Annotated in this window: 13 protein-coding genes; 7 read left to right on the forward strand and 6 right to left on the reverse strand. The window is 69.1% G+C overall.

From position 1 onward, the window contains the following. From IBJ82_RS06075 to IBJ82_RS06085, 3 genes are all read left to right on the forward strand, one after another. Positions 1-13,668, forward strand: coding sequence for a non-ribosomal peptide synthetase (locus IBJ82_RS06075; protein WP_194824882.1), 13,668 nt, complete (start codon positions 1-3; stop codon positions 13,666-13,668). Then, the gene (locus IBJ82_RS06080) at positions 13,665-14,654 is read left to right on the forward strand and encodes an ATP-binding cassette domain-containing protein (protein ID WP_194824883.1); all 990 of its coding nucleotides are present in this window, start codon (positions 13,665-13,667) and stop codon (positions 14,652-14,654) included. The genes IBJ82_RS06075 and IBJ82_RS06080 overlap by 4 nt, the downstream gene beginning before the upstream one ends. Before the next feature lie 86 nt (positions 14,655-14,740). Continuing rightward, on the forward strand, positions 14,741-15,541 hold the full coding sequence (locus IBJ82_RS06085; protein WP_056815247.1) for an ABC transporter permease: 801 nt from the start codon (positions 14,741-14,743) through the stop codon (positions 15,539-15,541). 74 nt (positions 15,542-15,615) lie between these two features. On the opposite strand, the gene IBJ82_RS06090 is transcribed toward IBJ82_RS06085, so the two are convergent. Further along, positions 15,616-15,951, reverse strand: a complete 336-nt coding sequence (locus IBJ82_RS06090; protein WP_056809774.1) for an RNA polymerase-binding protein RbpA — start codon at positions 15,949-15,951, stop codon at positions 15,616-15,618. 303 nt (positions 15,952-16,254) lie between these two features. Here IBJ82_RS06090 and IBJ82_RS06095 point away from each other — a divergent pair, with 303 nt between their 5' ends. Next, a complete protein-coding gene (locus tag IBJ82_RS06095) occupies positions 16,255-16,581 on the forward strand; it encodes a hypothetical protein (RefSeq protein WP_056809772.1) in 327 nt (108 codons plus the stop codon). 78 nt (positions 16,582-16,659) lie between these two features. On the opposite strand, the gene IBJ82_RS06100 is transcribed toward IBJ82_RS06095, so the two are convergent. Together IBJ82_RS06100 and IBJ82_RS06105 are read right to left on the reverse strand one after the other, a co-directional pair. After that, entirely contained in the window at positions 16,660-17,670 is a 1,011-nt protein-coding gene (locus IBJ82_RS06100) for a hypothetical protein (protein WP_194824884.1), read from the reverse strand. 104 nt (positions 17,671-17,774) lie between these two features. Beyond that, the gene (locus IBJ82_RS06105; protein ID WP_194824885.1) at positions 17,775-18,626 is read right to left on the reverse strand and encodes an SDR family oxidoreductase; all 852 of its coding nucleotides are present in this window, start codon (positions 18,624-18,626) and stop codon (positions 17,775-17,777) included. A 113-nt stretch (positions 18,627-18,739) separates the two neighbouring features. On the opposite strand from IBJ82_RS06105, the gene IBJ82_RS06110 reads away from it, so the two are divergent. Then, positions 18,740-19,342, forward strand: coding sequence for a TetR/AcrR family transcriptional regulator (locus tag IBJ82_RS06110; protein ID WP_194824886.1), 603 nt, complete (start codon positions 18,740-18,742; stop codon positions 19,340-19,342). A gap of 55 nt (positions 19,343-19,397) precedes the next feature. Here IBJ82_RS06110 and mqo read toward each other — a convergent pair whose 3' ends face one another. Beyond that, positions 19,398-20,840, reverse strand: coding sequence for a malate dehydrogenase (quinone) (gene mqo / locus IBJ82_RS06115; RefSeq protein WP_194824887.1), 1,443 nt, complete (start codon positions 20,838-20,840; stop codon positions 19,398-19,400). A gap of 90 nt (positions 20,841-20,930) precedes the next feature. Between mqo and IBJ82_RS06120 the strand changes: the two genes are divergently transcribed. After that, the gene (locus tag IBJ82_RS06120) at positions 20,931-21,833 is read left to right on the forward strand and encodes a LysR family transcriptional regulator (protein WP_194824888.1); all 903 of its coding nucleotides are present in this window, start codon (positions 20,931-20,933) and stop codon (positions 21,831-21,833) included. 3 nt (positions 21,834-21,836) lie between these two features. Here the strand turns inward: IBJ82_RS06120 and IBJ82_RS06125 are convergent, their stop codons facing one another. Beyond that, the gene (locus tag IBJ82_RS06125; protein WP_194824889.1) at positions 21,837-22,604 is read right to left on the reverse strand and encodes a M23 family metallopeptidase; all 768 of its coding nucleotides are present in this window, start codon (positions 22,602-22,604) and stop codon (positions 21,837-21,839) included. A 183-nt stretch (positions 22,605-22,787) separates the two neighbouring features. On the opposite strand from IBJ82_RS06125, the gene IBJ82_RS06130 reads away from it, so the two are divergent. Further along, on the forward strand, positions 22,788-23,126 hold the full coding sequence (locus IBJ82_RS06130) for a helix-turn-helix transcriptional regulator (RefSeq protein ID WP_056815240.1): 339 nt from the start codon (positions 22,788-22,790) through the stop codon (positions 23,124-23,126). Here the strand turns inward: IBJ82_RS06130 and IBJ82_RS06135 are convergent. Then, on the reverse strand, positions 23,108-24,082 hold the full coding sequence (locus IBJ82_RS06135; protein ID WP_370585206.1) for a glycosyltransferase family 9 protein: 975 nt from the start codon (positions 24,080-24,082) through the stop codon (positions 23,108-23,110). The genes IBJ82_RS06130 and IBJ82_RS06135 overlap by 19 nt on opposite strands. Between the last annotated feature and the right edge of the window lie 38 nt (positions 24,083-24,120).

Raw genomic sequence — 24,120 nt, forward strand, 5'->3', positions numbered from 1 at the left:
ATGAGTTCTTTGGCCACCGACCACGTCAGCTCGAGCGTCACCGACGAGGACCCGGGCCAACCGTTCGCCCTCTCACCCGGTCAGACAGCACTGTGGTACGCGCAACGGATCCGGCCCGACATCCCGCTCACCATCGCGCACTACGTCGAACTGCACGGTGATCTCGATGTCGGGAGGCTGCTCTACGCGGTGGAGCGCTACGGTGCGGAGTCCCAGGTGGGACATGTCCGCCTACTCGAGATCGACGGCGTACCCCACCAACGAGTTGACCCGACCTGGCGGCCCGGGTGGGCTCGGATCGACCTGCGCGGCGAATCCGACCCGCGGGCTGCCGCGCTGGGATGGATGAACTCCCACGCCAGCACCCCGATCGACATGGAGCACGAGCCACTCACCATCAATGTGGTGTTGCGGGTCGGTGACCGGGAATGGTTCTGGTACGAGCGCGGACACCACATCGTTATCGACGGTTACGGTGCGATGAACGCGCTCTCGCGCACCGCCGAGATCTACACCGCCGTCGGCGAGCAGCGCGAACCGTCGGTGTCCCGGGCCGCCGCTCTCGTCGACCTCTACGCCGACGAATCCCGCTACCGTGAGTCCAGCCGGTTCCGCGCCGACCGCGAGTACTGGAAGGAACAGCTCGCCGGCGTGGGTGAACCGATGACACTGTCGTCGGTCACCGCCGCGGGCGATACCCACGACGCGGGTCGCCACCGCGCGACCGCGGTGCTCGACGCCGACCTCGACACCCTGCTCACCGACGCGATCGCCACCCACGGTTCGGCCAACTCGGCGCTCATCGTCGCCGCACTGGCCGCCTACGTTCGTTCGGTCACCGGTGACCCCGATGTCGTGCTGAGTCTGCCGGTTTCGGCCCGCACCACCGTGGTGCTGCGCCGTTCGGCGGGCGTGGTGTCGAACGTGGTGCCGCTGCGGGTCCGGTTCGACGAGCACACCACCGTCGCCGACGTCGTGCGCCAGACCGAACTGCAGATCACCGGCGCACTGCGGCACCAGCGCTACCGCTCCGACGACATCCGTCGCGACTGCGGTTACTCCCGCGACGCGCGGGGTTTCTTCGGGCCGATGGTCAACATCATGCTGTTCCACGACGAGCTGAAGTTCGACGATATCGCCGGTCAGGTCAATGTTCTCGCCACCGGACCCGTCGAAGACCTCTCGATCAACATCTACAACGGCGACGGCGGCCGCATCCAACTCGACTTCGAGGCCAACCCGAAGCTCTACGGCGAGTCCGAGAACGCTGCCCACCACTCCCGCTACCTCGACTTCCTCGCGCGCTTCCTCGCTGCCGAGCCGACCACCCCCACCTACGCGCTCACCGCGATCACCGCCGCCGAGAACGACAGGGTGCTGCGGGAGTGGAACGTCACCGAGATGCCGATGCAGGCCGCGACCCTGGTCTCGCTGTTCGAGGATCAGGTGCGCCGCAGCCCCCATGCCGTCGGTCTCGAATTCGGTGACCGCACCATCGGATACACCGAACTCGGCGACCGGGTGAACCAGCTGGCGCGCGAACTCATCGCCCGCGGTGCGGGCCCGGAGACCACCGTCGGTGTGTGCCTGCATCGCAGTATCGATCTGGTCGTCGGGATCTACGCGGTGCTCGCGACCGGCGCGGCCTACCTGCCGCTGGATCCCGAGCATCCGGTCGATCGCATCGAAGCGGTAGTGGCACAGGCGGATCCGGTGTGTGTGCTCACCGCGGATCGCGACGGTGTCCGGCTGCCTGCGGGCACCGTCCGGGTCGATCTGGACGCTCTCGACGTGAGCGGCAACGATGTCGCGCCGATCACCGATGCCGACCGTCGCGCGCCCTTGCGGCCCGAGCATCTCGCCTACGTGATCTTCACCTCCGGCTCCACCGGTAAGCCCAAGGGCGTCGGCGTCACGCATGCCGCGATCGTGAACCGGTTGCGCTGGATGCAGGCCGAATACCCCATCGATCACACCGACGCGGTCCTGCAGAAGACCCCGGCCACCTTCGACGTGTCGGTGTGGGAGTTCTTCTGGCCGCTGCAGGTCGGTGCGCGCCTGGTGGTCGCCGCTCCCGAAGGGCATCGCGACCCGGCCTACCTCGCGCGGATCATCACCGAAAGGGCCATCACCACCGCACATTTCGTGCCCTCGATGCTGTCGCTGTTCGTCACCGACCCGCGCGTGCGCGGCGGGGCGGGGCTGCGCCGGGTGTTCTGCAGTGGCGAGGCGCTACCGGGCGCCACCGTTCGCGATTTCCATGCCGCGCTGCACGGTCCCGACGGGGGACCGGAACTGCACAATCTCTACGGGCCCACCGAGGCCGCGGTCGACGTCACCTACTGGCCGTGCCCGGCCGACGCCACCACGGTGCCGATCGGTTCGCCGGTGTGGAACACCCAGACCTACGTGCTCGACTCGTATCTGCGACCGGTGCCGCCCGGTGTCGCGGGCGAGTTGTACCTGGCCGGCGTGCAGCTGGCTCGCGGCTACCTGGGGCGCCCCGACCTGAGCGCCGACCGGTTCGTCGCCAACCCGTTCACACCGGGGCAGCGGATGTATCGCACCGGTGACCTGGCGCGCTGGCAGATCGCCGGTGGTGTCCTGGAATACCTGGGCCGCACCGACTTCCAGGTCAAGATCCGCGGACTGCGGATCGAACTCGGCGAGATCGAATCCGCGTTGCTCGCGCAGGACGGGATCGCCCGCGCGGTCTGCGTCGCTCGTGCCAGCCGTACCGGTGACGACGAACTCGTCGCCTACGTGGTCGCCGCGCGGGGCGCCCCGGCGCCGGAGTCCACCGCCTTGCTCTCGACACTGCGCCGTGGCCTGCCGTCCTACATGGTGCCCTCGGCGCTGGTCGTGCTCGACGAACTGCCGTTGAGCGCGAACGGCAAGGTCGACCGTAAGGCGCTGCCCGCGCCGGAGGCGAGTGTGCGGGTGACCTCCGGCGCCGCGGCGCCGCAGACCGAACTGGAATGCGCACTCGCGGAGATCTTCACCGAGGTGCTCGCCTTGGACGGCACCGTGATCGGTGTCGAGGACAGCTTCTTCGACCTCGGCGGCAACTCCCTGGTCGCCGCCCGCGCGGTTGCCAGGATCAACACCACCCTGGATGCGAACCTCACCATCCGGGAAATGTTCGAGTCGCCCAACATCGCCGCGCTGGCCGGTTACATCAGCACCCATCGGCCCGAAACCTCCACGCCGAAACTGGTTCCCGTGCGCAGGCCCGAACAGGTGCCGCTGTCGCTGGCCCAGCAGCGGCTGTGGATCCTCAACCGCTTCGCCGAACACGCCGCCGCCTACAACATGCCCTTGGCCCTGCGGCTCACCGGACATCTCGACCTCGACGCGTTGCGCGCGGGTCTGCGCGACGTCCTGGACCGCCACGAGAGCCTGCGCACCAGTTTCCCCGAGGGCCCCGACGGCCCGTACCAGCTCATCCACGCGGCGGCCGGGGTGGAACCCGAACTCACGCCGGTGGACGTGTCCGCCGCCGAGATCCCCGCGCTGGCAGCGCAGGTGGCGTCGCGTGGTTTCGATCTGCGCACCGAGACACCGCTGCGGGTCGCGCTGTACCGGGTCGGCGCCGAAGATCACCTGCTGCTCGTGGTGCTGCACCACATCAGCGGTGACGGCTGGTCGGTCGCCCCGTTGGCCAGGGATCTGATGGTCGCGGTGTCGGCGCGCGCGGGCGGTGCCGCACCCCAGTGGGCGGCGCTGCCGGTGCAGTACGCCGATTTCGCGATGTGGCAGCGCGAACTGCTCGGTGAGGAAACCGACCCCGAAGCGCCCATCGCGCGTCAGCTCGGGCACTGGCGCGGCACGCTGGCCGGGCTGCCCGATCAGCTCGACCTGCCGCTCGATCGGCCGCGGCCGATGCAGCGTGGCACCGGTGGGGACTCCGTCGAATTCGTCATCGACGCCGAAACCCGGCGTGCGGCAGCCGAACTCGCGACCGGTCGCGGGGTGAGCATGTTCATGGTGCTGCACGCGGCGCTGGCCACCCTGCTGGCCCGGCTGTGCGCGAGTACCGACGTCACCATCGGTACGCCCATCGCGGGCCGGTCCGATCCGGCGCTGGACGAGTTGGTCGGCATGTTCGTCAACACCCTGGTGTTGCGCACCGACGTGAACCTCGATGCCGGATTCGACCGCATGCTCGACCTGGTCCGCGAGACCGATCTCGATGCCTTCGCCAACCCCGACGTGCCCTTCGAGCGGCTCGTGGAACTGGTCAACCCCGATCGCTCGACCAGCAGGCATCCGCTGTTCCAGGTGATGCTGTCCTACGACCGCACTCCGGAGCTGCGCGTCGAATTGCCCGGCGTCACAGCGGAACTGGTGCCGATCGAGATCGGTGTGGCCAAGTTCGACCTTCAGCTCGAGGTGCGCGACAACCACGACGACGGACCGCTCCACGCCGAATTCGGGTTCGCCACCGACGTTTTCGATCGCGCCTCGGTGGAGGCCATCGCCCGGCGGTTCACCACTCTGCTGGCCGCTGCCGTCGCGACCCCCGCCACGGCCATCGGTGACCTCGACGTGCTCGACCGCCGCGAGATCGCCCGACTGGTTCCGGTGGCCGGTGCGCCCGCCGAACCGGCGGGCACGCTGGCCCGGCTGCTCAGCGACACCGCGCAACACCTGCCCGACTCGGTGGCAGTGCGCTACCTCGGTTTCGACACCACCTACCGGGAGCTCGACGAATGCTCGAACCGGTTGGCGCGCAGCCTGATCGCGCACGGTGCCGCCCCCGAATCGGTGGTGGCCGTCGCGCTGCCGCGCAGCCTCGAGTCGATCATCGCCATCTGGGCGGTCGCCAAGACCGGCGCCGCGTATGTGCCCGTCGATCCCGCCTACCCGAGCGAACGCATCGCGCACATGATCGGCGACTCCGGCGCCACGCTCGGGCTCACCCTGCCCGAACACCTCGCCGCGCTGCCCACTACCACCGGCAAGCACCGGCGGGCGCCGGAGTGGATGGTGTTCGGGACGGCCGATTTCGAGGCCGACTGCGCGGTCCGCTCCGCCACCCCGCTGTCCGACGCCGACCGCAGGAATCCGATGCGGGCGGGTCAGCCCGCCTATCTCATCTACACCTCGGGCTCGACCGGCATCCCCAAGGCCGTCGTGGTCACCCACGCGGGTATCGCCTCGCTGGCCAGCGAACAGACCCAGCTGTTCAAGGTGACCGACCACGCGCGCACCATGCACTTCTCCTCGCCCAGCTTCGACGCCTCGGTGCTCGAACTGCTGCTCGGGTTCGCCGCGGGCGCGACGATCGTGGTCGCCCCGGCCGACCTCTACGGCGGCGCGGAACTGGCCGGTTTCCTGCGCTCGGAACGCATCACCCACGCGTTCATCACCCCCGCCGCGCTGGCCACCGTGCCCGCGGGTGAGTTCCCGGCCCTCGGCACGGTCATCGTCGGTGGCGAGGCCTGCTCGGACGAGCTCGTCGACGCCTGGGCCAAGAAATACCGGATGCACAACATGTACGGCCCGTCCGAGGCCACCGTCGCGGTCACCGCGAGCGCGGCCATGGTGCCGGGGGAGCCGGTGCCGCTGGGCGCGCCCGTGCGCGGCATGCGGTTGTTCGTCCTCGACGGCCGGATGAACCCGGTGCCGCCGGGGACACCGGGCGAGCTGTACGTCTCCGGGCCCGGTCTGGCTCGCGGGTACCTCGGCAAGCTGGCACTCACCGCGCAGCGATTCGTCGCCAATCCGCACGGTCGAGTCGGCGAAAGAATGTATCGCACAGGCGATCTCGTGGTCGCCGACATGACCGGCCGCCTGCGCTTCCTCGGCCGTGCCGACGACCAGATCAAAATCCGTGGCTTCCGCGTCGAACTGCGCGAAATCGACCATGTGCTGCGCGAACACCCGGGCGTGCGGTCCGCGCTGACCATCGTCCACGTCGACGAGCAGGGTCAGCAGCGGCTCGCGTCCTACGTCACCGCCGACGGCCCGATCGAACCGGCCGCCCTGCTCGACACCGCCCGCGGCAGGCTGCCCGGCTACATGGTGCCCGCCGCGCTGGCGGTGCTCGACGCGATGCCGGTCACCCCGGCGGGCAAACTGGACCGAAAGGCGCTGCCCGCACCGGAATTCGTGGTCAACGGTGGGTCACGCGCGCCGCGCACGCACCTCGAGATGCGGGTGGCCGCGGTGTTCACCGAGATTCTCGGTCGCCCGATTCCCGGCGCCGAGGACAGCTTCTTCGACATCGGCGGCAACTCGCTGCTGGCCACCCGGCTCGCCGCCGCGCTGCACGCCGACTTCGAAGTGGATCTGCCCGTCCGGCAGATCTTCGAGGCGCCGACCGTGGCGGGCATCGCCCGGCTGATCACGGAAGCGCCCCGGACGCAGCGGGTGGCGCTGGCGGTACACACCCCGCGCCCGGGACGCATACCACTGTCGTTGCCGCAGCAACGGCTGTGGTTCCTGAACCGATTGTCCCCCGAATCCAGCGCCTACAACATCGCATTCGTCTTGCGAATCGGCGGAGATCTGGACGTCGACGCGCTGCAGGGCGCCCTCACCGACCTGGTGGAGCGCCACGAAGTACTGCGCACTGTGTTCCCGGAAGACCTCTCCGGCGCGCAGCAGGTGATCCTGCCGCTCGCGCAGGCGATGCCGGCGATCGAGGTCGTCGACACCGCACCGGATCGGGCGCAGGCGGCGCTGACCGCGCTGGCCCGCAAGGGCTTCGACCTCACCCGGCAGACGCCGTTGCGAGTGTCGTTGCAGCGCACCGCATCCGACGAGCATCTGCTCGGCGTCGTCGTGCATCACATCGCCGCCGACGGCTGGTCGCTCGGCCCGCTGACGCGTGATCTCGCCATGGCGTACGTAGCGCGGACCGGCGGCACCGCCTTCGAGCACGCGCCGCTGCCGGTGCAGTACGCCGACTTCAGCCTGTGGCAGCGGGCCGTCCTCGGTACCGAGGACGATCCGGACAGCATCACCGCCACCCAGCTCGCGTTCTGGCGCGAAACCCTGTCCGAGCTGCCCGACGAGTTGCCGCTGCCGTTCGACCGCCCCCGTCCGGTCGAACCGACGGGGGCGGCGGGCACCGTGACCTGCCAGGTTTCGGCGCCGCTGCAACAAGCACTGGCCGAGCTGGCAGGCGATACCGGTGTCAGTCTGTTCATGGTCGTGCGCTCTGCCCTGTCGGTGCTGCTGCGCAGCGTCACCGGCGGACGCGACATCCCCATCGGTACTCCGGTCGCCGGGCGCACCGACATCCAGCTCGACGACCTCGTCGGCATGTTCGTCAACACCCTGGTTCTGCGCTCCGATGTCGACCCCGACCGCAGCTTCACCGAACTGCTGCAGGCCGACCGCGACAGTGAGTTGGCCGCCCTCGCCCACGCCGATGTGCCGTTCGAACGCGTCGTCGACGCGCTCGGCCGGGAGAGCAGGGCGAGCAACCGGCACCCGCTGTTCCAGGTCGCGCTGAGCATGCAGGACAACCGCACACCGACGCTGGAACTGCCCGGCCTGCGGCTGGACGCGCGCGAGCTCGACATCGCGCTGGCCAAGTTCGACCTGGAACTGCGGGTCGCGCCCGCCGACGAGGACGGGCTGCGGTTCGAGTTCGTCTACGCCGCCGAACTCTTCGACGCCGCCACCATCGCCACCCTCGCCGATCGGTTCGTGCAGATTCTCACCCAGGTGACCGCCGACCCGCGGCGGCTCGTGTGCGATCTGAACCCGCTCACCGTGCTCGAACGGCGCGACCACGTCCCCGCACAGGGACCGGCCGCGGTCACGCCGGTCATCCTGGCCGACATTCTCGACGGCGCGGCGACGAAGTTTCCGCGTCGGCCCGCGCTGCGCTGGTTCGCCGAGGGCAGTGCCACCGGCGAAGTGGGCGAGCTCGACTACGCCGAAGTCGCCAGCCGGGCACACCGGCTCGGTCGGGCACTGATCGCTCGCGGGATCGGCACCGGCGACCGCGTGGCGGTGGGTCTGACCCGTTCACTGGACTGCGCTCTTGCCATCTTCGGCGTCGCGGCCTCCGGTGCGGCGTTCGTCCCCGTCGACCCGCGCTACCCGGCCGACCGGGTGCGGCACATGCTCACCGACTCCGGTGCAGGCGCGGTCATCACCGTGCGCGCCGACGCGGACGCACTGCGCGAGGCCGCGGGCCCGCTCGACACCCAGTGGTTGCTGATGGACGACGACGAGCTGAACGCCGAACTGGCGGGCTACGACGGGGTCCGGATCGACAACGCCGAGCGGATCCGTCCGGTGCGCACCGCCGACCTGGCCTATCAGATCTACACGTCCGGCTCCACCGGCCTGCCCAAGGGTGTCACCGTCACCCACAGCGGTCTCACGAGCCTCGCGCTCGACCTGCGCGAACGCATGGGTCTCGACCGGTTCTCCAGGACGTTCTTCTTCTCCACGCCCAGTTTCGACGTCTCGGTGCTGGACATGCTCCTGGCCGTCTACTCCGGCGCCGAGATGGTGATCGGCCCGATCGACATCTACGGCGGTGACGAACTCGGGGCCCTGCTGGAACACGAACAGATCACCCACACCTTCCTGACGCCCGCGGTGCTGGCCTCGATCGATGCCAGCCGCTGGCCGCTGCCGATGCTGCGCGGTCTGATGGCCGGCGGCGAGGCGGTGCCACCGGACCTGGTGGAGAACTGGGCACCGGGCCGGCGGTTCGTCAACGCCTACGGGCCCACCGAGTTCACCGTCATCGCCGCGATGTCGGAGCTGCGGGTGGGTGTTCCGGTGGCCATCGGAACGCCCGTGCGTGGTTCACGGGCACTCGTGCTCGACGAACGGCTGCGGCCGGTCCTCACCGGAGTGCCGGGTGAGCTCTACCTCGGTGGCGCCGGTATCGCCCAGGGCTATCACGAGCGCTACGGCCTGACCGCCGGACGATTCATCGCCGACCCGTTCGGCCCGGCGGGCAGCCGGATGTATCGCACCGGCGACGTGGTTCGCTGGACCGCGGGTGGGGAGATCGACTACCTCGGTCGCAGTGACCATCAGGTCAAGGTGCGTGGTTTCCGCATCGAACTCGGCGAGATCAGCGCCGTGCTCGGCAGCCATCCCGAGGTCCGCTTCGCGCACACCGATGTGCGGCGGATCGCGGGCGACGATCGGATCGTCGCCTGGATCCAGCTGAACGAGGGCATCGACCCGGCCGAAGTGGCCGGGGTGAAGCGCCATGCGATGGTCCGGCTGGCCGGGCACATGGTTCCGTCGTCGCTGAACCTGATCGACCAGGTGCCGCTCACTCCGGTCGGCAAGCTCGACCGCACCGCGCTGCCCGAACCGGAATTCACCGCCACCGCGGGCCGGGCGCCACAGACCGAAGCCGAGCGGACCGTCGCGCGGGTGTTCGAGGATCTGGTCGGGACGAGCGAGGTCTGCGCCACCGACAGCTTCTTCGACATCGGCGGCAACTCGCTGCTGGCCACCCAGCTGGTGGCCCGCCTGGCCGCGGCCAGCAATGTGCGCCTGGAAGTGCGCACCGTGTTCGCGACGCCGACTGTCGCCGAGCTCGCCGCGCTCATCGAATCCGGACCGTCCGGCGACGAGTACCGGCCGGACCTGGTGCCCCAGCGCCGACCGGAACGGATTCCGCTGTCGGCGGCGCAGCGCAGGCTGTGGTTCCTCAACCGCTTCAACGCGGGCGCCGATGGCGAGAGCCAATCGTCGGGGGCCTACAACATCCCGGTCGTGCTGCGTCTGCACGGCACCGTCGACCTCGATGCGCTCATCGCCGCTTTGCACACGGTGCAACGTCGGCACGAGACGCTGCGCACGGTCTTCCCGGAAAGCTCGGGGGAGCCCGAGCAGTTGGTGCTCGACCCGGCGATCGCCGCCGTCACGCTGTTCCACGCGACGGCCACCGCCGGTGAGGTCGAAACGGCTGTGACCCGTTTCGTCACCCCGGGATTCGACCTGTCGGCCTCGGTGCCGATGCGGGCGGCGCTGATCAGCGTCGACCACACGGGGCAGTCGGTGCCGACCAAGGCCAAGTTCGCCGTCGCGCGGTCGACCGAGCATGTGCTGGTGCTGGTCGTGCACCACATCGCGATGGACGGCTGGTCGCTGGAACCGCTCGCGGCCGAAGTGGCCGCCGCCTACCGTGGCATCCAGATCGGTGAACCGTTCGGCGAACAGATCCCGCAGATCCAGTACGCCGACTACACGCTGTGGCAGCAGGACCTCCTCGGCACCGAGGACGATCCTGATTCGCTGATCAGCAAGCAGCTCGGGCACTGGCGCGGCGTGCTCGACGGCCTGCCCGAACTGCTCACCGTGCCTGCCGATCGGTCGCGCCCGCCGGTGCCCTCCTATCGAGGCGGCACCGTCGACTGCGCGGTCGACGCGGCGACCCACCGGGCGCTGCGCGGCATCGCCACCGCGAACAACGTCAGCATGTTCATGGTGTTACACGCGGCCCTGGCGGTGCTGCTGCACCGGGTCACCGGCACCGAGGACATCGCCGTCGGCACCGCCAGCGCGGGCCGCGGGCATCCCGCGCTCGACGCGATGATCGGCATGTTCGTCAACACCCTGGTGCTGCGCACCGAGGTGGCCGACGAGCGCGCGTTCGTCGATCTGCTGCGCACCGTGCGCGACGGCGACCTCGACGCCTTCGCCAATGCCGACGTGCCCTTCGAACGGCTCGTCGAAGTGGTCAACCCGGCGCGCTCACAGGCACATCACCCGCTGTTCCAGGTGATGCTCTCGGTGCGCAACACCCCCGTGCGCATGCTGGAACTGCCCGGCCTGCGGATCGAAGCGGTCGACGCCGACGCCGGTATCGCCAAGTTCGACCTGCAGTTCACCTTCACCGAAACCCAGACCGCCGACCGGGTGGGCGACGGCATCAGCCTGTCGGTGAACTACGCGGCCGACCTGTTCGACGAGGTCACCGCGCGCAGGCTCGGCGACCGGCTGGTCCGGCTGCTCACCGCCGTGGCCGCCGACCCGAACACCGCGGTCGGTGACCTGGCCTTGCTCGACGCGGTCGAGTGGACCGCGCTGGCGCCGGTGCACGGCACCCGCGCCGAGCAGCCGGTCACACTGCCCGCGGTCTTCGGCGCCGCCGTGGCTCGCTCGCGCGACGGCGTCGCGCTGTGCGCCGGCGACACGGTGGTCACCTACGACGCGCTCGACCGGTGGACCAACCGGCTCGCCCGCGTCCTCATCGGTCGGGGCGTCGGTCCGGAAACCCTGGTGGCACTGGGTATTCCGCGTTCGGTGGAATCGGTGGCGACCATGCTCGCCGTCGCCAAGGCGGGCGCCGCTTTCGTGCCCGTCGACCCGAACTACCCGGCACAGCGGATCAGTCACATGCTCACCGATTCCGACGCGGCACTGGGTCTGACGCTGCTCGAGCACCGCGATCGGCTGCCCAGCGACACCCGCTGGCTGGTGCTGGACGATCCGCAGACCAGGGCCACCGTGCTCGGCACCGACGACTCGCCGATCACCGACGCCGAACGCGTTCGCCCACTGCGCGTGCACAATCCGGCGTACGTGATCTACACCTCGGGCTCCACCGGTACACCGAAGGGCGTCGTCGTCACCCACGGTGGTCTGTCGAATTTCGCCGCCGAGACCGCCGACCGCTTCGACGTGCGTCCCGGCAGCCGGGTGCTGCACTTCGCCACCCCGAGCTTCGACGCCGCCATGCTCGACATCCTGTTCGCGCTCGGTGGTGCGGCGACGCTGGTGATCTCCCCGGCCGGGGTGGTCGGCGGCGAGGATCTGCGGCAGGTGTTCATCCGGGAACGGATCACCCACGCGTTCGTCACCACCGCCGCGCTCGGCACCGTCGACCCGGCGGGCGTGCACTCGCTGGCCCATGTGCTCACCGGTGGTGAAGCGCTGCCGCCGGAACTGCTCGCCCGCTGGGCGCCGGGGCGCAACTTCTACAACGTGTACGGCCCCACCGAGACGACCATCGTCACGTTGATGCCGCAGCCGATGACCCCACAGGGTCCGATCACCATCGGCGGGCCGATCCGCGGCGTCGCGGCGACCGTGCTCGACCGGCGACTGCATCCGACGCCGATCGGCGTCACCGGTGAACTGCAGTTGGCCGGCTCGGCGCTGGCCCGCGGCTACCTGAACCGGCCGGGTCTGACCGCCCAGCGGTTCGTCGCCGATCCCTATGGCGCACCGGGTGAACGGATGTACCGCACGGGCGACCTGGTGCGCTGGCGCAACGGCGCGAAGTCGGCGCTGGACGTGGAGTACGTCGGCCGTACCGACCATCAGGTGAAGGTCCGCGGTTTCCGGATCGAACTCGGCGAGATCGACGTCGCGTTCGCCCGGCACGCCGATGTCGAGCTCGCGCTCACCATCGGTCACACCACGCAGGCCGGGGTCACGGCGCTCGTCTCGTATGTGAAGGCGCGCAACGGGTCCGCGCCGAGCGTGCCCGATCTGCTCACCCACGTCGCCGGGCACGTGCCGAACTACATGGTCCCGCAGGCGATCATGCTGCTCGACGAGGTACCGCTGAGCCCGGTCGGCAAGCTCGATCGCGCCCGGCTGCCCGAGCCGGTGTTCACGGCGTCCGGCGGTTACCGCGCGCCCGTGACCGCGGCCGAGAGGGCACTGTGCGCGGTGTTCACCGAGGTGCTCGGGGTGGAGCGGGTCGGCGCGGACGACGGGTTCTTCGAACTCGGCGGCAACTCCTTGCTGGCCACCAAAGTTGTTGCGGCACTGCGTGAGCAGGGGTACGAGATGCCCGTCCAGATGATGTTCGGCGACGCCACCCCCTCGGCCATCGCGGCCAGGCTCGACGGCGCCGACCCGGAGGCGGTGATCGAGGCGGCGACCAGCCCGGTGCTGCCCATCCGCCCATCCACCAGCCCGCACGACACCCCGCTGTTCTGCGTGCACCCGGCGATCGGTCTGGCCTGGTGCTACGCGGGACTGCTCGCTCATCTCGCCCCGCAGCGCCCGGTATACGGCCTGCAGGCCCCGCACGTGTCCGGCGACGACAGCTTCACCTCGATTCCCGAAGCCGCCGGACACTATGTCGCCCATATCAAGTCGATCCAGCCGCACGGTCCCTACCACCTGCTCGGCTGGTCGCTCGGCGGCCTGATCGCGCAGGAGGTCGCGGTGCAACTGCAGGAAGCGGGTGAAGACGTCGCACTGCTCGCGATGATGGACAGCTACCAACTCGGCGACCGCTGGCTCGACACCTCGATGCCCAGCGTCGCCGATATCCTCGGCGAGTTCGGCGCCGACCTGGTCGACGGCGCACCGTTGCCCGCCGACCTGGACCTGCACGAAGCGGCGGATCTGCTACGGGCACAGGCGGGCCCGTTCGCCGCGCTCTCGGTGGACCACCTGCAACGCCTCTACACCGGGTACGCCGACGGCACTGTCATGGCAAACCGGTTCCGGCCGCGCACCTTCGACGGCGATCTCGTGTTCTTCACCGCCACGGCGGACGAGATCAACGCCGCCGATCCGAGCCGGTGTGCCCAAGCCTGGCAGCCGTTCGTCACCGGCAACATCCACAACCACGACCTGCCCTGCAGGCACGCGGCGATGACCACACCGGAATCGCTGGCGGCGATCGGCCCCGTGCTGCATCGCCACCTCGACGCGATACCGGAGATCACCGTGTGCGGCAGCGGCCAGAAGGAGATGCATCCGTGAGTCTCGCGGTAGAAGTGCGTGGCCTGGCCAAGAGTTACGGCAAGGTGCGCGTCCTGAAAGAAATCGATTTGGAGATCCCGGCGGGCACCGTACTGGGGCTGTTGGGTCCCAACGGCGCGGGCAAGACCACCACCGTGCGGATCGTCACCACGCTGTTGCGACCCGACGCCGGTTCGGTGCGGGTCGCCGGTATCGACGTGCTGGCCGATCCGGCCACCGCGCGCACCAGGATCGGCTTGTCCGGCCAGTACGCGGCGGTCGACGCGAACCTGACCGGTTACGAGAACCTACGCATGGTGGCTCGCCTGTACGGGATGGGCCGCAAGCAGTCGGTCGCCCGCGTGGAGGAACTGCTCACCGCGTTCGGACTCGACCACGCGGCGGGCAGGCGGGCGGGCACCTACTCCGGCGGTATGGCACGTCGCCTCGACCTGGCCGGTGCGCTGGTGGCGCGACCGCCCGTGGTGGTGCTCGACGAACCGACCACGGGCCTCGACCCGCGCGGTCGCCTCGACATGTGGCAGGTGATCGGCGATCTCGTCGACGACGGCACCACCGTGCTGCTCACCACCCAATACCTCGAAGAGGCCGACCTGCTCGCCGACCGGATCACCGTCATCGACAAGGGCACCGTCATCGCCCGTGGTTCCGCCGACGAACTCAAGACCTCTATCGGCGGCGACCGGCTCACCGTCACCCTCGCCGCCGGGCAGAGCCCGTGGCCCGCGATGTCGGTGCTGCACCAGGTGGGCGTCGGCGAACCCCTCCACGAACCCGGCAGCGACGAGGTGTCGGTGGTGGTCGGCAACGGGTCACGCACGATGGTCGAAGCGCTGCGCCGCCTCGACGACGCCGGGGTCTGCGTCCTCGACGCGACCGTCGTACGCCCGACTCTCGACGATGTTTTCCTTTCGCTCACCGGCACCCCGGCCGAGCCGATCCCCGAACCCGAAACCGACGATGTGCAAGAGGAGGTTCTGTCGTGAGTGCCCCCGAGGTCACGGTGGACGAGTACGAAACCCGCGACCTGCCGGTCCAGTCGACCACCCCGCGGTCGGCCGGCCCCGAGGAGATGGAACCACGGGCCCGGTTCGTGCGTGACAGCGCGATCGTCGCCTACCGCAACCTGCTCACCATCCTGCGAGTACCGACGCTGCTGGTCACCGCCACCATCCAGCCGCTGATGTTCGTGTTCCTGTTCGCCTACATCTTCGGTGCCTCGCTCGGCGGCGATCAGTACCGCGAATTCCTGCTGGCGGGCATCTTCACCCAGACCGTGGCGTTCAATGCCGCGTTCACCACCGTCGGGCTGGCCGGTGACCTGCAGAAGGGCATCATCGACCGGATGCGGACGCTGCCGATGTCGCGGCTGGCGGTCCTGATGGGGCGCACCCTGTCGGACCTGGTCGTCAATATCGTGAGCCTGGGCGTGATGTCGATCTGTGGGTACATCGTGGGTTGGCGCATCCACGGCAGCTTCGGCGACGCCGTGATCGCCTTCTCGATCATCTTGCTGTTCGCGTTCGCGATGTCGTGGGTCGGCGCCCTGACCGGTCTGGTCTCGCCGACGGTGGAAGTGGCACAGAGCGCGGGCCTGATCTGGCTGTTCCCGCTGACGTTCATCTCCTCGGCGTTCATCTCCGCCGAAACGCTGCCCGGACCCCTGCGCGCCATCGCCGAATGGAACCCGATCACCGCGGTCTCGGCAGCGGGTCGCAAACTCTTCGAGAACGACTCGCCCCCCACCTTCGTCCCGGCGACGGGCTGGGCCGCGGAGAACTGCATCCTCTACGCGATCATCTGCTCGCTGGTCATTCTGGCCATCGCGATGCCGGCCGCCCTACTGCAGTACCGCAAGGTTGCGAGCCACTGAACAAGCCCTCGAACGCCGAAGGCCGCCTTCCCCGATGGGGGAGGCGGCCTTCGGCGTTGTGCGGTCGAACCGTCTTACCCGCGGCGGCGGGTCTTCAGGATGTCGAGGCGCTCCTTGAGCAGTTCCTCGAGCTCCTCCTTGCTGCGACGTTCCAGCAACATGTCCCAGTGGGTGCGCGGCGGCTTGACCTTCTTGGTCTCCACGGAGGTGCCCTCCATGAGCTGCCCCTCCTGGCCGTTACGGCACAACCAGGTGGGCGGGATCTCCGCGTCGTCGGCGAACGGGACGTCGAATTCCTCACCGTTGTCGGTGCGGTAGCGGGCGATCCGACGCGGGGCCAGGTCGTGGTCGCGATCGGTCTCGTAGCTCACCGCTCCGAGCCGACTGCCCCGGAGTACGCGATCTGCCATGTGTGCTCCTGTATATATGGCGGCCGGGGCCGCGGTTTTCGGCGCTTAACTCCGCCTCTTCCCTCCCTACGGGCACTCCTTCGTCGCACCCTTCGGTCAGTCCATCGGCGGAGGCGCGCCGAAAACAGGACTAAGTACTATTTCAACGCGCGCGAGGTCTGAACTGTTCCATTGTAGTCGTAGGGCGAGGTAAGCCGAGCAACCCCCGAATCTGTGGTGGCGGTGGGTCGATATCGCCGAGGGTGCCCGCTCAGCGAGACCTGAACCGGCGAAGACCGGCGCGGGCCGATAGGGTTTCCGATCATGTCGCGCAGTCGCCTGCTGTCCTGCCTGTGGTGCGGGCGGGAGATCGTGGATTCGGAGTCGGGTCGGCGTCGCCGTTATTGCCGCCAGTCGTGCCGCCAACGTGCCTATGAACACCGCAGCAGTCTCAAGGGGACCGGGATTCCCGAGGACGCGGTCGTGCTGACCGCGCAGGAAGCCGCGGATCTGGCAGATCGGTGGTTCGCGGCGCGGTGTGCGGCCGAGGATGTGGCGACGGCGGTGGGCGAGGGTGCCTCCCCGGCGGAGTTGGCGCAGTTGAGCGCGACGTTGGTGCAATTGGCGCGGGAAGCTGAACGACTCCGCTGAATGCGCGAAACCCCGTGCTTCCCACTGTGATTCGGTGGGGGAACACGGGGCCTCGGCATCGGGCGGGCGACAACGGCGTCAGGTCGACAATGCCTCGCGCGAACGTAGGTACACGGCGGTGACGCCCCCTGCGACGAACAGCACGAGGGCCGCGGCGGCGCCGGCGGTCGCGAGGTCGGGGCTGGTGAGGGCCTGTCCGCGCAGCGCCTGCCAGGCCACGAGCGTGAGCAGGCCGAAGTAGCCGAGGACGGCGACCACGAGCAGGGCGGCGCGGGTCGTCTCGGTGCGCAACCAGGCGTATCGAGGCGCGAGGGCGACCAGGACGACGGCGAGCAGGAGAAGCACCTGGATGCCGTGCAGGCCGACGAAGTGCGGGATGCGCAGGTCGCCGCCGATGGTGCTCCAGTGGGTGATCGGCATGCCCGCGGCACTGTCACGTGCTGTATCGCCGGGGCGCACCGTGTGACCGGCCACCAATCCCACCACGGTGCCATCGGCCTGGCGGACGAGCTGCGGCCCGGTGAGCCCCATCAGGTATCCGAGCGCCATCCCGGTCACCGCCAGCCACAGTCCCGCCTTCAACGCGATCCTGGTCGGCCGGTCGGCCAGCTTCTGCCAGGAGATGATCACCGCCAGGACGAGATTCGCGAGGAACAATCCGGGCACGCCGGAGGCGAACACCTGCTGCCCGATCTCGTTGACCGGATCGGCGGAGTCGTTGAAATGGCTGAACGTCCCGCGCGCCGCTTGCATCGCGATGAACCCCACATCGACGACGCCGGTGATCGCGAAGACGGTGCCCAGCCACCAGGTGGCACGCCGCCCGCGATGCGGCAGCCGCAGAATCCAGGCCAGGGTCACGCCGTAGAGGGCGAAGGCGAGGCCGAACTTGGCAGGCTTGAGCCACACCGACTCGCCGAGCAGCAGTCGGTCGTCGACCACCATCCCGACGATCGACACCACGACCAACGCGGCCATGAGCGCGGAATTCACCAGCAGCGGGCCGTGCCAGGGGGCGCGGTCGGTGCCATCGCGCGCACTGTGGAACTTTATCCGAGACAGGGTGTGGGTGAGATCGATCGTCGCCATGGATCGAAGGTAGAAATCCGGTGCGCCACATCACGTCCCGCTGCGGAACGGTTCGACTCCGATACCGGGGTACGGGTCGTCCTACCCGAGTTCTAGGGGTTTTCTCAGATTCCCATGCGCCAGATCGCGGCATCGACCGCACGGGGGGAGACGAGCGCGAGTGCCTGCAGGACTCGGGTGTAGGTCGGGTACAGCTCGACCGGACGGGTCCGGATGGCGGTGGTGATCCAGTCGGCGGCCTCCTCGGCCGACAGCGCTGCCGCGTCGGCGTATTTGCCGGTGGGTGCGATCATCTCCGTGCGGACCAACGGATAGCCGATCGTGGTGACGTGCACGCCGCGGCGCCTGGTCTCCGCGCCGAGACTGCGTCCGAACGCCCCCAGCGCCGCCTTCGACGCGTGATAAGCGGTGAACAGCGGCATCGACCCGGCGGCCACACCCCACGTCGCGACATTGATGATGTGCCCGGTACCCGCGTCGAGCATCGACGGCAGCAGCCCCATCGTGAGCCGCGTCGCCCCGAAGTAGTTCAGCGCCATGGTGCGCTCGTAATCGTGGAACCGGTCGGTGGTGTCGGCGGCGCCGCGGCGGATCGAACGGCCCGCGTTGTTCACCAGCACGTCGACGGTTCCGAACTGCTCGAGCAGGGCCTTGGCCAGTGCGTCGTTCTGCTCGGCGTCGGCGAGGTCGCAGGTGAACATCTCGGCATTGCCGCCGTCGGCGCGGACCGCGTCGCGCACCTCGGCCAGTGGTTCGGCGTTCCTGGCGACGAGAACCACCCGCGCCCCTTGTCGGCCGAGGGTATGCGCCGCGGCTTTACCGACACCCGAGGAGGCTCCCGTCAACACGACGGTCTTGCCCGCGATCTCCTGTCGCTCACCACGGACCCATCGCGCGAGCATGCCGGGAAGGGCGGGCGGATTGAGCAGCACCGATTGTGCGACTTCGGCGAACACGGGGACTCCTGTCGAGTCGAGCGGTGGGACGAACAGCTAATTTACTTAATAGTAAATTACAAAGAGGCCAATTGGGTGTCAACCGGCGGGGGGTCGAATGGTTGGATGGCTGGGTGAGCACAGCCGGTACCAAGGGCGTCCCGCGCCCCGAGCGCGAACAGCAGATCCTCGACGCGGCTGTCGCCGAGATCGGCCGTGTGGGTTACGCGGGGCTCTCCCTCGCCGACGTCGCGCAGCGCGCCGGAGTGTCCAAGCCGCTGGTGTACACCTATTTCCACTCCAAGGACGGGCTCTACATCGCCTGCGTGGACCGGGCGGCGGGTGTGCTGTTCGACGCGATCGAGTCCGCCATCGGCGGGACGGGCGGTATCAGCAAGGCCGAACGTACCCTCGACGCGATTTTCGTCGCGTTGGCGCCGCGCCCGCACGACTGGACTGTGCTCTTCGATCGATCCCACCCCGACGACGGGCCCGCCGCCGACGCCGTCCGTGCCGCCCGTCGCCGGATTGCCGCCCAGGCCGCCCGCGGTGTCGCCGACGCCATCGGTGCTGTCGAGCTCACCGACCCCACCGACCTGTCCGCGCTGACCGACGTCTGGATGGGCGCGGTGACCTCGCTGGTCCTGTGGTGGTTGCGCCACCCCGATCAGACGGCCGCTCAGATGACCGCCCGCAGCCACCGGCTGATCGGCGCACTCCTGACGGCCCCACGATGACGCAATCCGCACCCCGACTCCCGCTGGGGTGCGGATTCAGTTGTGCGACAGTCGCTTACGAGGAAACCTTCGTGGTCGCTCCGGTAGGCGGGAGCAATTCCGCGAGCAGTGGGGCCCACTCGTAGCGGCGCTCGGGGAAGCAGCGCTCGAGCAGATCCCGCATGATCGACGGTGCGATGGAGGCGCCGGGAGAGGCGCCGAGGAGCCCGGCGATGCTGCCGTCCGCACCGGAGACCAGTTCGGTGCCGAATTCGAGTACTCCGCCGCGCCGGCCATCGGGTTTCACCAGCTGGGCGCGTTGCCCGGCCTGGATCAAGGTCCAGTCGGCGGGGTCGGCGGTCGGGTAGAAGCGTTGCAGCTGTGCGAACTTGCGCCGGGGTGAGGCCAGCAGTTCGGTGACGAGGTAGCGGACCAGATCGAAGTTTCGCAGGCCGACCGCGACCAGCGGGACGATATTGTGCGGGCGCAGGGTGGTGAACAGGTCGGTGAGCTTGCCGTGCCGCAGCAGGCGGGTGCTGAAGGTCGCGTAGGGACCGAACAGCAAGGCGCCCATGCCGTCGACCTCACGACGATCCAGATGCGGCACCGACATCGGCGGTGCGCCCAGCGCGGCCTGGCTGTAGACCTTGGCGTGATGCTCGGCGACGACCTCGGGATTGTCGGTCCGCAGGAACTGCGCACCCAGCGGGAACACTCCGTACCCCCGCACCTCCGGTAGCCCGGCCCGCTGCAACAGCCGCAACGCGTATCCGCCCGCGCCGACGAACACGAACCGGGCCCGCACCTGGAACCGCCGCCCACTGTCGAGATCGCGCCCGCGCACGGTCCACAGTCCGTCCTTGCCCCGGGTGAGGCCGGTGATCTCACGATGCATCCGCACCGCGTTGCCCGCCGCGCGCATCGTCGACAACAGCGACCTGGTCAGCGCGCCGAAGTCGACATCGGTGCCCGCGGTGTGCCGGGTGGCCGCCATCGCCTCGCCGTCGGCCCGACCGCGCACGAGCAGCGGTGCCCAGTCGGCGATCACCGCGCGGTCCTCGGTGTATTCCATCTCCGCGAAGGCCGGCAGTTCCCGCAGTGTCGCGTAGCGCTGGCGCAGGTAGGCGATATCGGCCTCGCCGAACACCGCCGTGACGTGCGGTGTCGGGGTGAGGAAAGTGGCGGGCTCCAGCTCGCCACGGTGGGCCAGCGCGGACCAGAACCGGCGCGAGAGCGCGAACTGGTCGGCGATCCCGGCCGCCTTGGCGCCCTCGCTCGGGTCGGGCATGTAGTTGAGCTCGCACATCCCGGAGTGTCCGGTGCCCGCGTTGTTCCACGGATGACTGCTCTCGGCCGCCGGTTCGCCGAGGCGCTCGAACAGTGCGATCGACCAGTCCGGCGCGAGCGTGCTCAGCAGGGCGCCGAGCGTGGCCGACATGATGCCGCCGCCGATCAGCACCGCGTCGAGAATGTCTTCGCCACTGCCGGATTCGGACCGGATGGGTGTGGTGTCGTTCATTGTCGAACCTCCCGTGAGCTGTGTTCCCCTATCGTCACGCCGGGAGCAGTGATCCGTCCAACACGGAATCGCCGAGTATATGATCCGGATATGGATGATTCATCGGAGTCGGGAGCGCAGGCGCTGGCCCCGCTGCTTTCCGCCTTCGACGCGGCAGCCGAAGAAGGTCACTTCACCCGGGCCGCCCAGCGTCTCGGCGTGCCGCAGTCCTCGCTGAGCCGCCGCATCAAGACGATGGAGCACCTACTCGGAGTGGCCCTGTTCCAGCCGGTCGGGCGCGGCGTCACGCTCACCCCGCAGGGTCGTGACCTCTACGAACGCACGCGCGGGCTGGTGCGCGCACTCGACGACGCGGTGCACCGGGTGCGTGCCGACGCCGACCCCGACAGCGGGCTGGTGCGTTTCGGGTTCCCGCTCACGCTGGGCCCGGTCAGCATTCCCTCGCTGCTCGCGCAGTTCCATACCCGCGCGCCGCGGATCCGGCTGCATCTGGTGCAGGCACACGGCGAGGCGTTGGCCGAGCAGGTGCGCGACGGCAGGCTCGACCTCGCGGTGATGATCCCGCCCCCGTCCGACCTGCCGACGGTCGACCTCGGACGTCAGCGCATCGACCTGCACGTGTCGCGCGCGCATCCGCTGGCGCGGCGCACCCGCATCGACCTCGCCGAACTGGCCGAGGAGGCGTTCATCGCGAACCCGCCAAGTTATCAGCTGCGCACCCTGCTCGACACCTGGTGTGCCGCAGCGGGGTTCACACCACGAGTGGTATTCGAGATCACCGAGTTCGAAACTCTGCGCGCCCTGGTCGCGCTCGGGCAGGGGGTCGCGCTCCTGCCTGCCGCCGAGGTCGCGAATCCCGACCTGGCGGTGATCCCCATCGATGGCGAACGCGACCGCGAGGTCGGCCTGGTCTCGGGAGACCATGACTCGACGCTCGCGGTCGCGCGGCTTCGGGAATTCTTGATCGCGCGTCGGGCGGCGATCAGTGGGTGAGGATCAGTCCTGGGCTACGCCGGCGTCGATCCCACGCGCGGCGAGCCACGGGTGCGGGTCGATCGGAGCGCCGTACAGCGAGCCGTCCGGCACGTGCACCTCGTAGTGCAGGTGGGGGCCGGTGGAGTTGCCACGGTTACCGACGGTGGCGATGGTGTCACCGGCGTTGACGTGCTGACCGACCTGAACCAGGATGTCGTTGACGTGGCCGAACACACCGATGGTGCCGTCGTCCTGCTGGACGCGGACCCACAGGCCGAAGCCCGAAGCCGGACCGGCTTCGATCACGGTACCGTCGGTGACGGCGAAGATCGGTGCGCCGACCGGGTCGCCGAAGTCGATGCCGTTGTGCGCGGTGCCCCAGCGGGCGCCGTAGTAGGAGGTCAGCCTGCCGCTGACCGGGCGAACGGTCTGCGGGCGCGGCGGCGGCGGGGGAGCGATGAACGGCAGCGCCGACAGTTCAAGGCCGACCGCTTCGCGGTGCTCTTCCCACGGGATCGGGGCGGAGGCGGGGGCGGGGGTCACGCCCTGCGGGCCCTGGGCCTCGGCAGGGGTGTACGCGGTGAAGCGGTACGGTGACTGGCCCGTGTTGATGGCCTCGGTGGTATCCGCGGCGATCGTGGTAGTGGGGACAGGGCTCTCGGGCTCACTGAAAGTGGCGACGGAGGTACCCACGAGTGCGGACAAAGCCACCGCACCCGCGACCACGCCTCCCCAACGACCTGCGAAGGCGTCGGAGACTCGAGCAGATAACGGGTTGGTCACGAACATGTTTAAGAACGTAGCTAAACCGTAACCTTCGCGGCGAATCCTGTGGCTGCGATCACGAAGCGGCAAAACCCCAGTTGATCTATAACAATAGCCTAACGATAGCTGGCATCCTCGGACTCACCGGGTGAAATGTCGCTGGTCAAGATCGTTGCCGAAATATCGCATCCCGGGGACACTGATTCAGTGGACGCTAACGGAGTCCGTGCCATCACGGCGTTATCCGACCCCACCCGGCGCGCGATCTTCGAATCGTTGCCGCAGGGTCCCCGCTCGGTGGCCGACCTCGCCACCGCCACCGGAATCACCAGTTCAGCCGCGTCACAGCACCTGCGCGTGCTACGAGAGGCCCACCTGGTCCGCATGCGTCGCGACGGGAACCGGCACCTCTACTCCCTGGACCCCCGCGGCCTCAACGATGCCCGCGACTACCTCGACAAATACTGGCCGAGCGCCCTAGCGGCCCATGCCGCCGCGCTGCGGGACGCGGTCGGCGACGACCCGGCTCAGCCCACTCGGCGGTAGCGCGACCTGCCGGATTCGGCCCAGGCCTGCTTGTCCAGTTGCATGTCGACCGCCGAGATCACCTCGGGCACGCCGATCCGCAGCAGGCCAGGGTCGGGTGAGAGGCCGTCGGGATCGCCGACCTGTCCGGCCCACAGCACCGCGTGCCTGCCGAGCAGGTGTGCGGGCGGGCCGCCACGGCGCGGCGGTGTCGGACCGAACAGCAGCACCGTGCGGGTGCCGAACGCCGTCGCCAGATGGGCGACACCGGTATCGCCGCTGATCACGAGGGCGGCTTCGGCCACCGTCGCCGCGAGATCGGTGAGGTTCTGTCTCCCCGCGAGGACGCGGTCGTCGGGCAGGCCGGCCTGCGCGGCCACCTGTCGAGCGATGTCGTGCTCGAACGGGTCGCCGGTGAGCACCACGTCGCGGCCCAGTACCAGCAGGTGCCGCACCACCGCGGCGAATCGCTCCGGCGGCCACCGGCGCGCGGGCGCACCCGCACCGATGTGGACGACGATGCTGTCACGGCGGCTGATCGAGGCCACCGGCGGAACCAGCCCTAGGTTGCGTCGATCCGCGTCGATGCCCTCGCCTTCGAGCAGGCGGCACCACCGGTCGACCCCATGCGCCTCCGGATCCCAGCGCGGACCGGCGAGCTTGGGTAGGGCGGGCGTTCGATGGCCGATGATCCGCTCGGCCCCGGTATCGGCCAGCGCTCGTGCGCTGTCGCCGTCGTGGCCGTGCAGGTTCACCGCCAATTCGGGCGCGGGTCCATCCCAGATCAAGGCGGCCGGATCGGCGGTGGCGACGAGTTCGTCGACCGAGGAGATCAGGTCGACGATCTGCTCCAACCGATGCGGCGCCGCCAAGACGATCCGTTTCTGTGGTTCGGCCCGGCGCAGGGCACGCAGAGCCGGGACCGCGGAGAGAAGCTCACCGAGGCCACGAGCTTGCAGCACGAGTACAACCGACACATTCTTCATCTACCCGAGACGGTCGCCGACCAAACTTT

The organism is Nocardia sp. XZ_19_231, assembly GCF_015355705.1.
Classification (GTDB): domain Bacteria; phylum Actinomycetota; class Actinomycetes; order Mycobacteriales; family Mycobacteriaceae; genus Nocardia; species Nocardia salmonicida.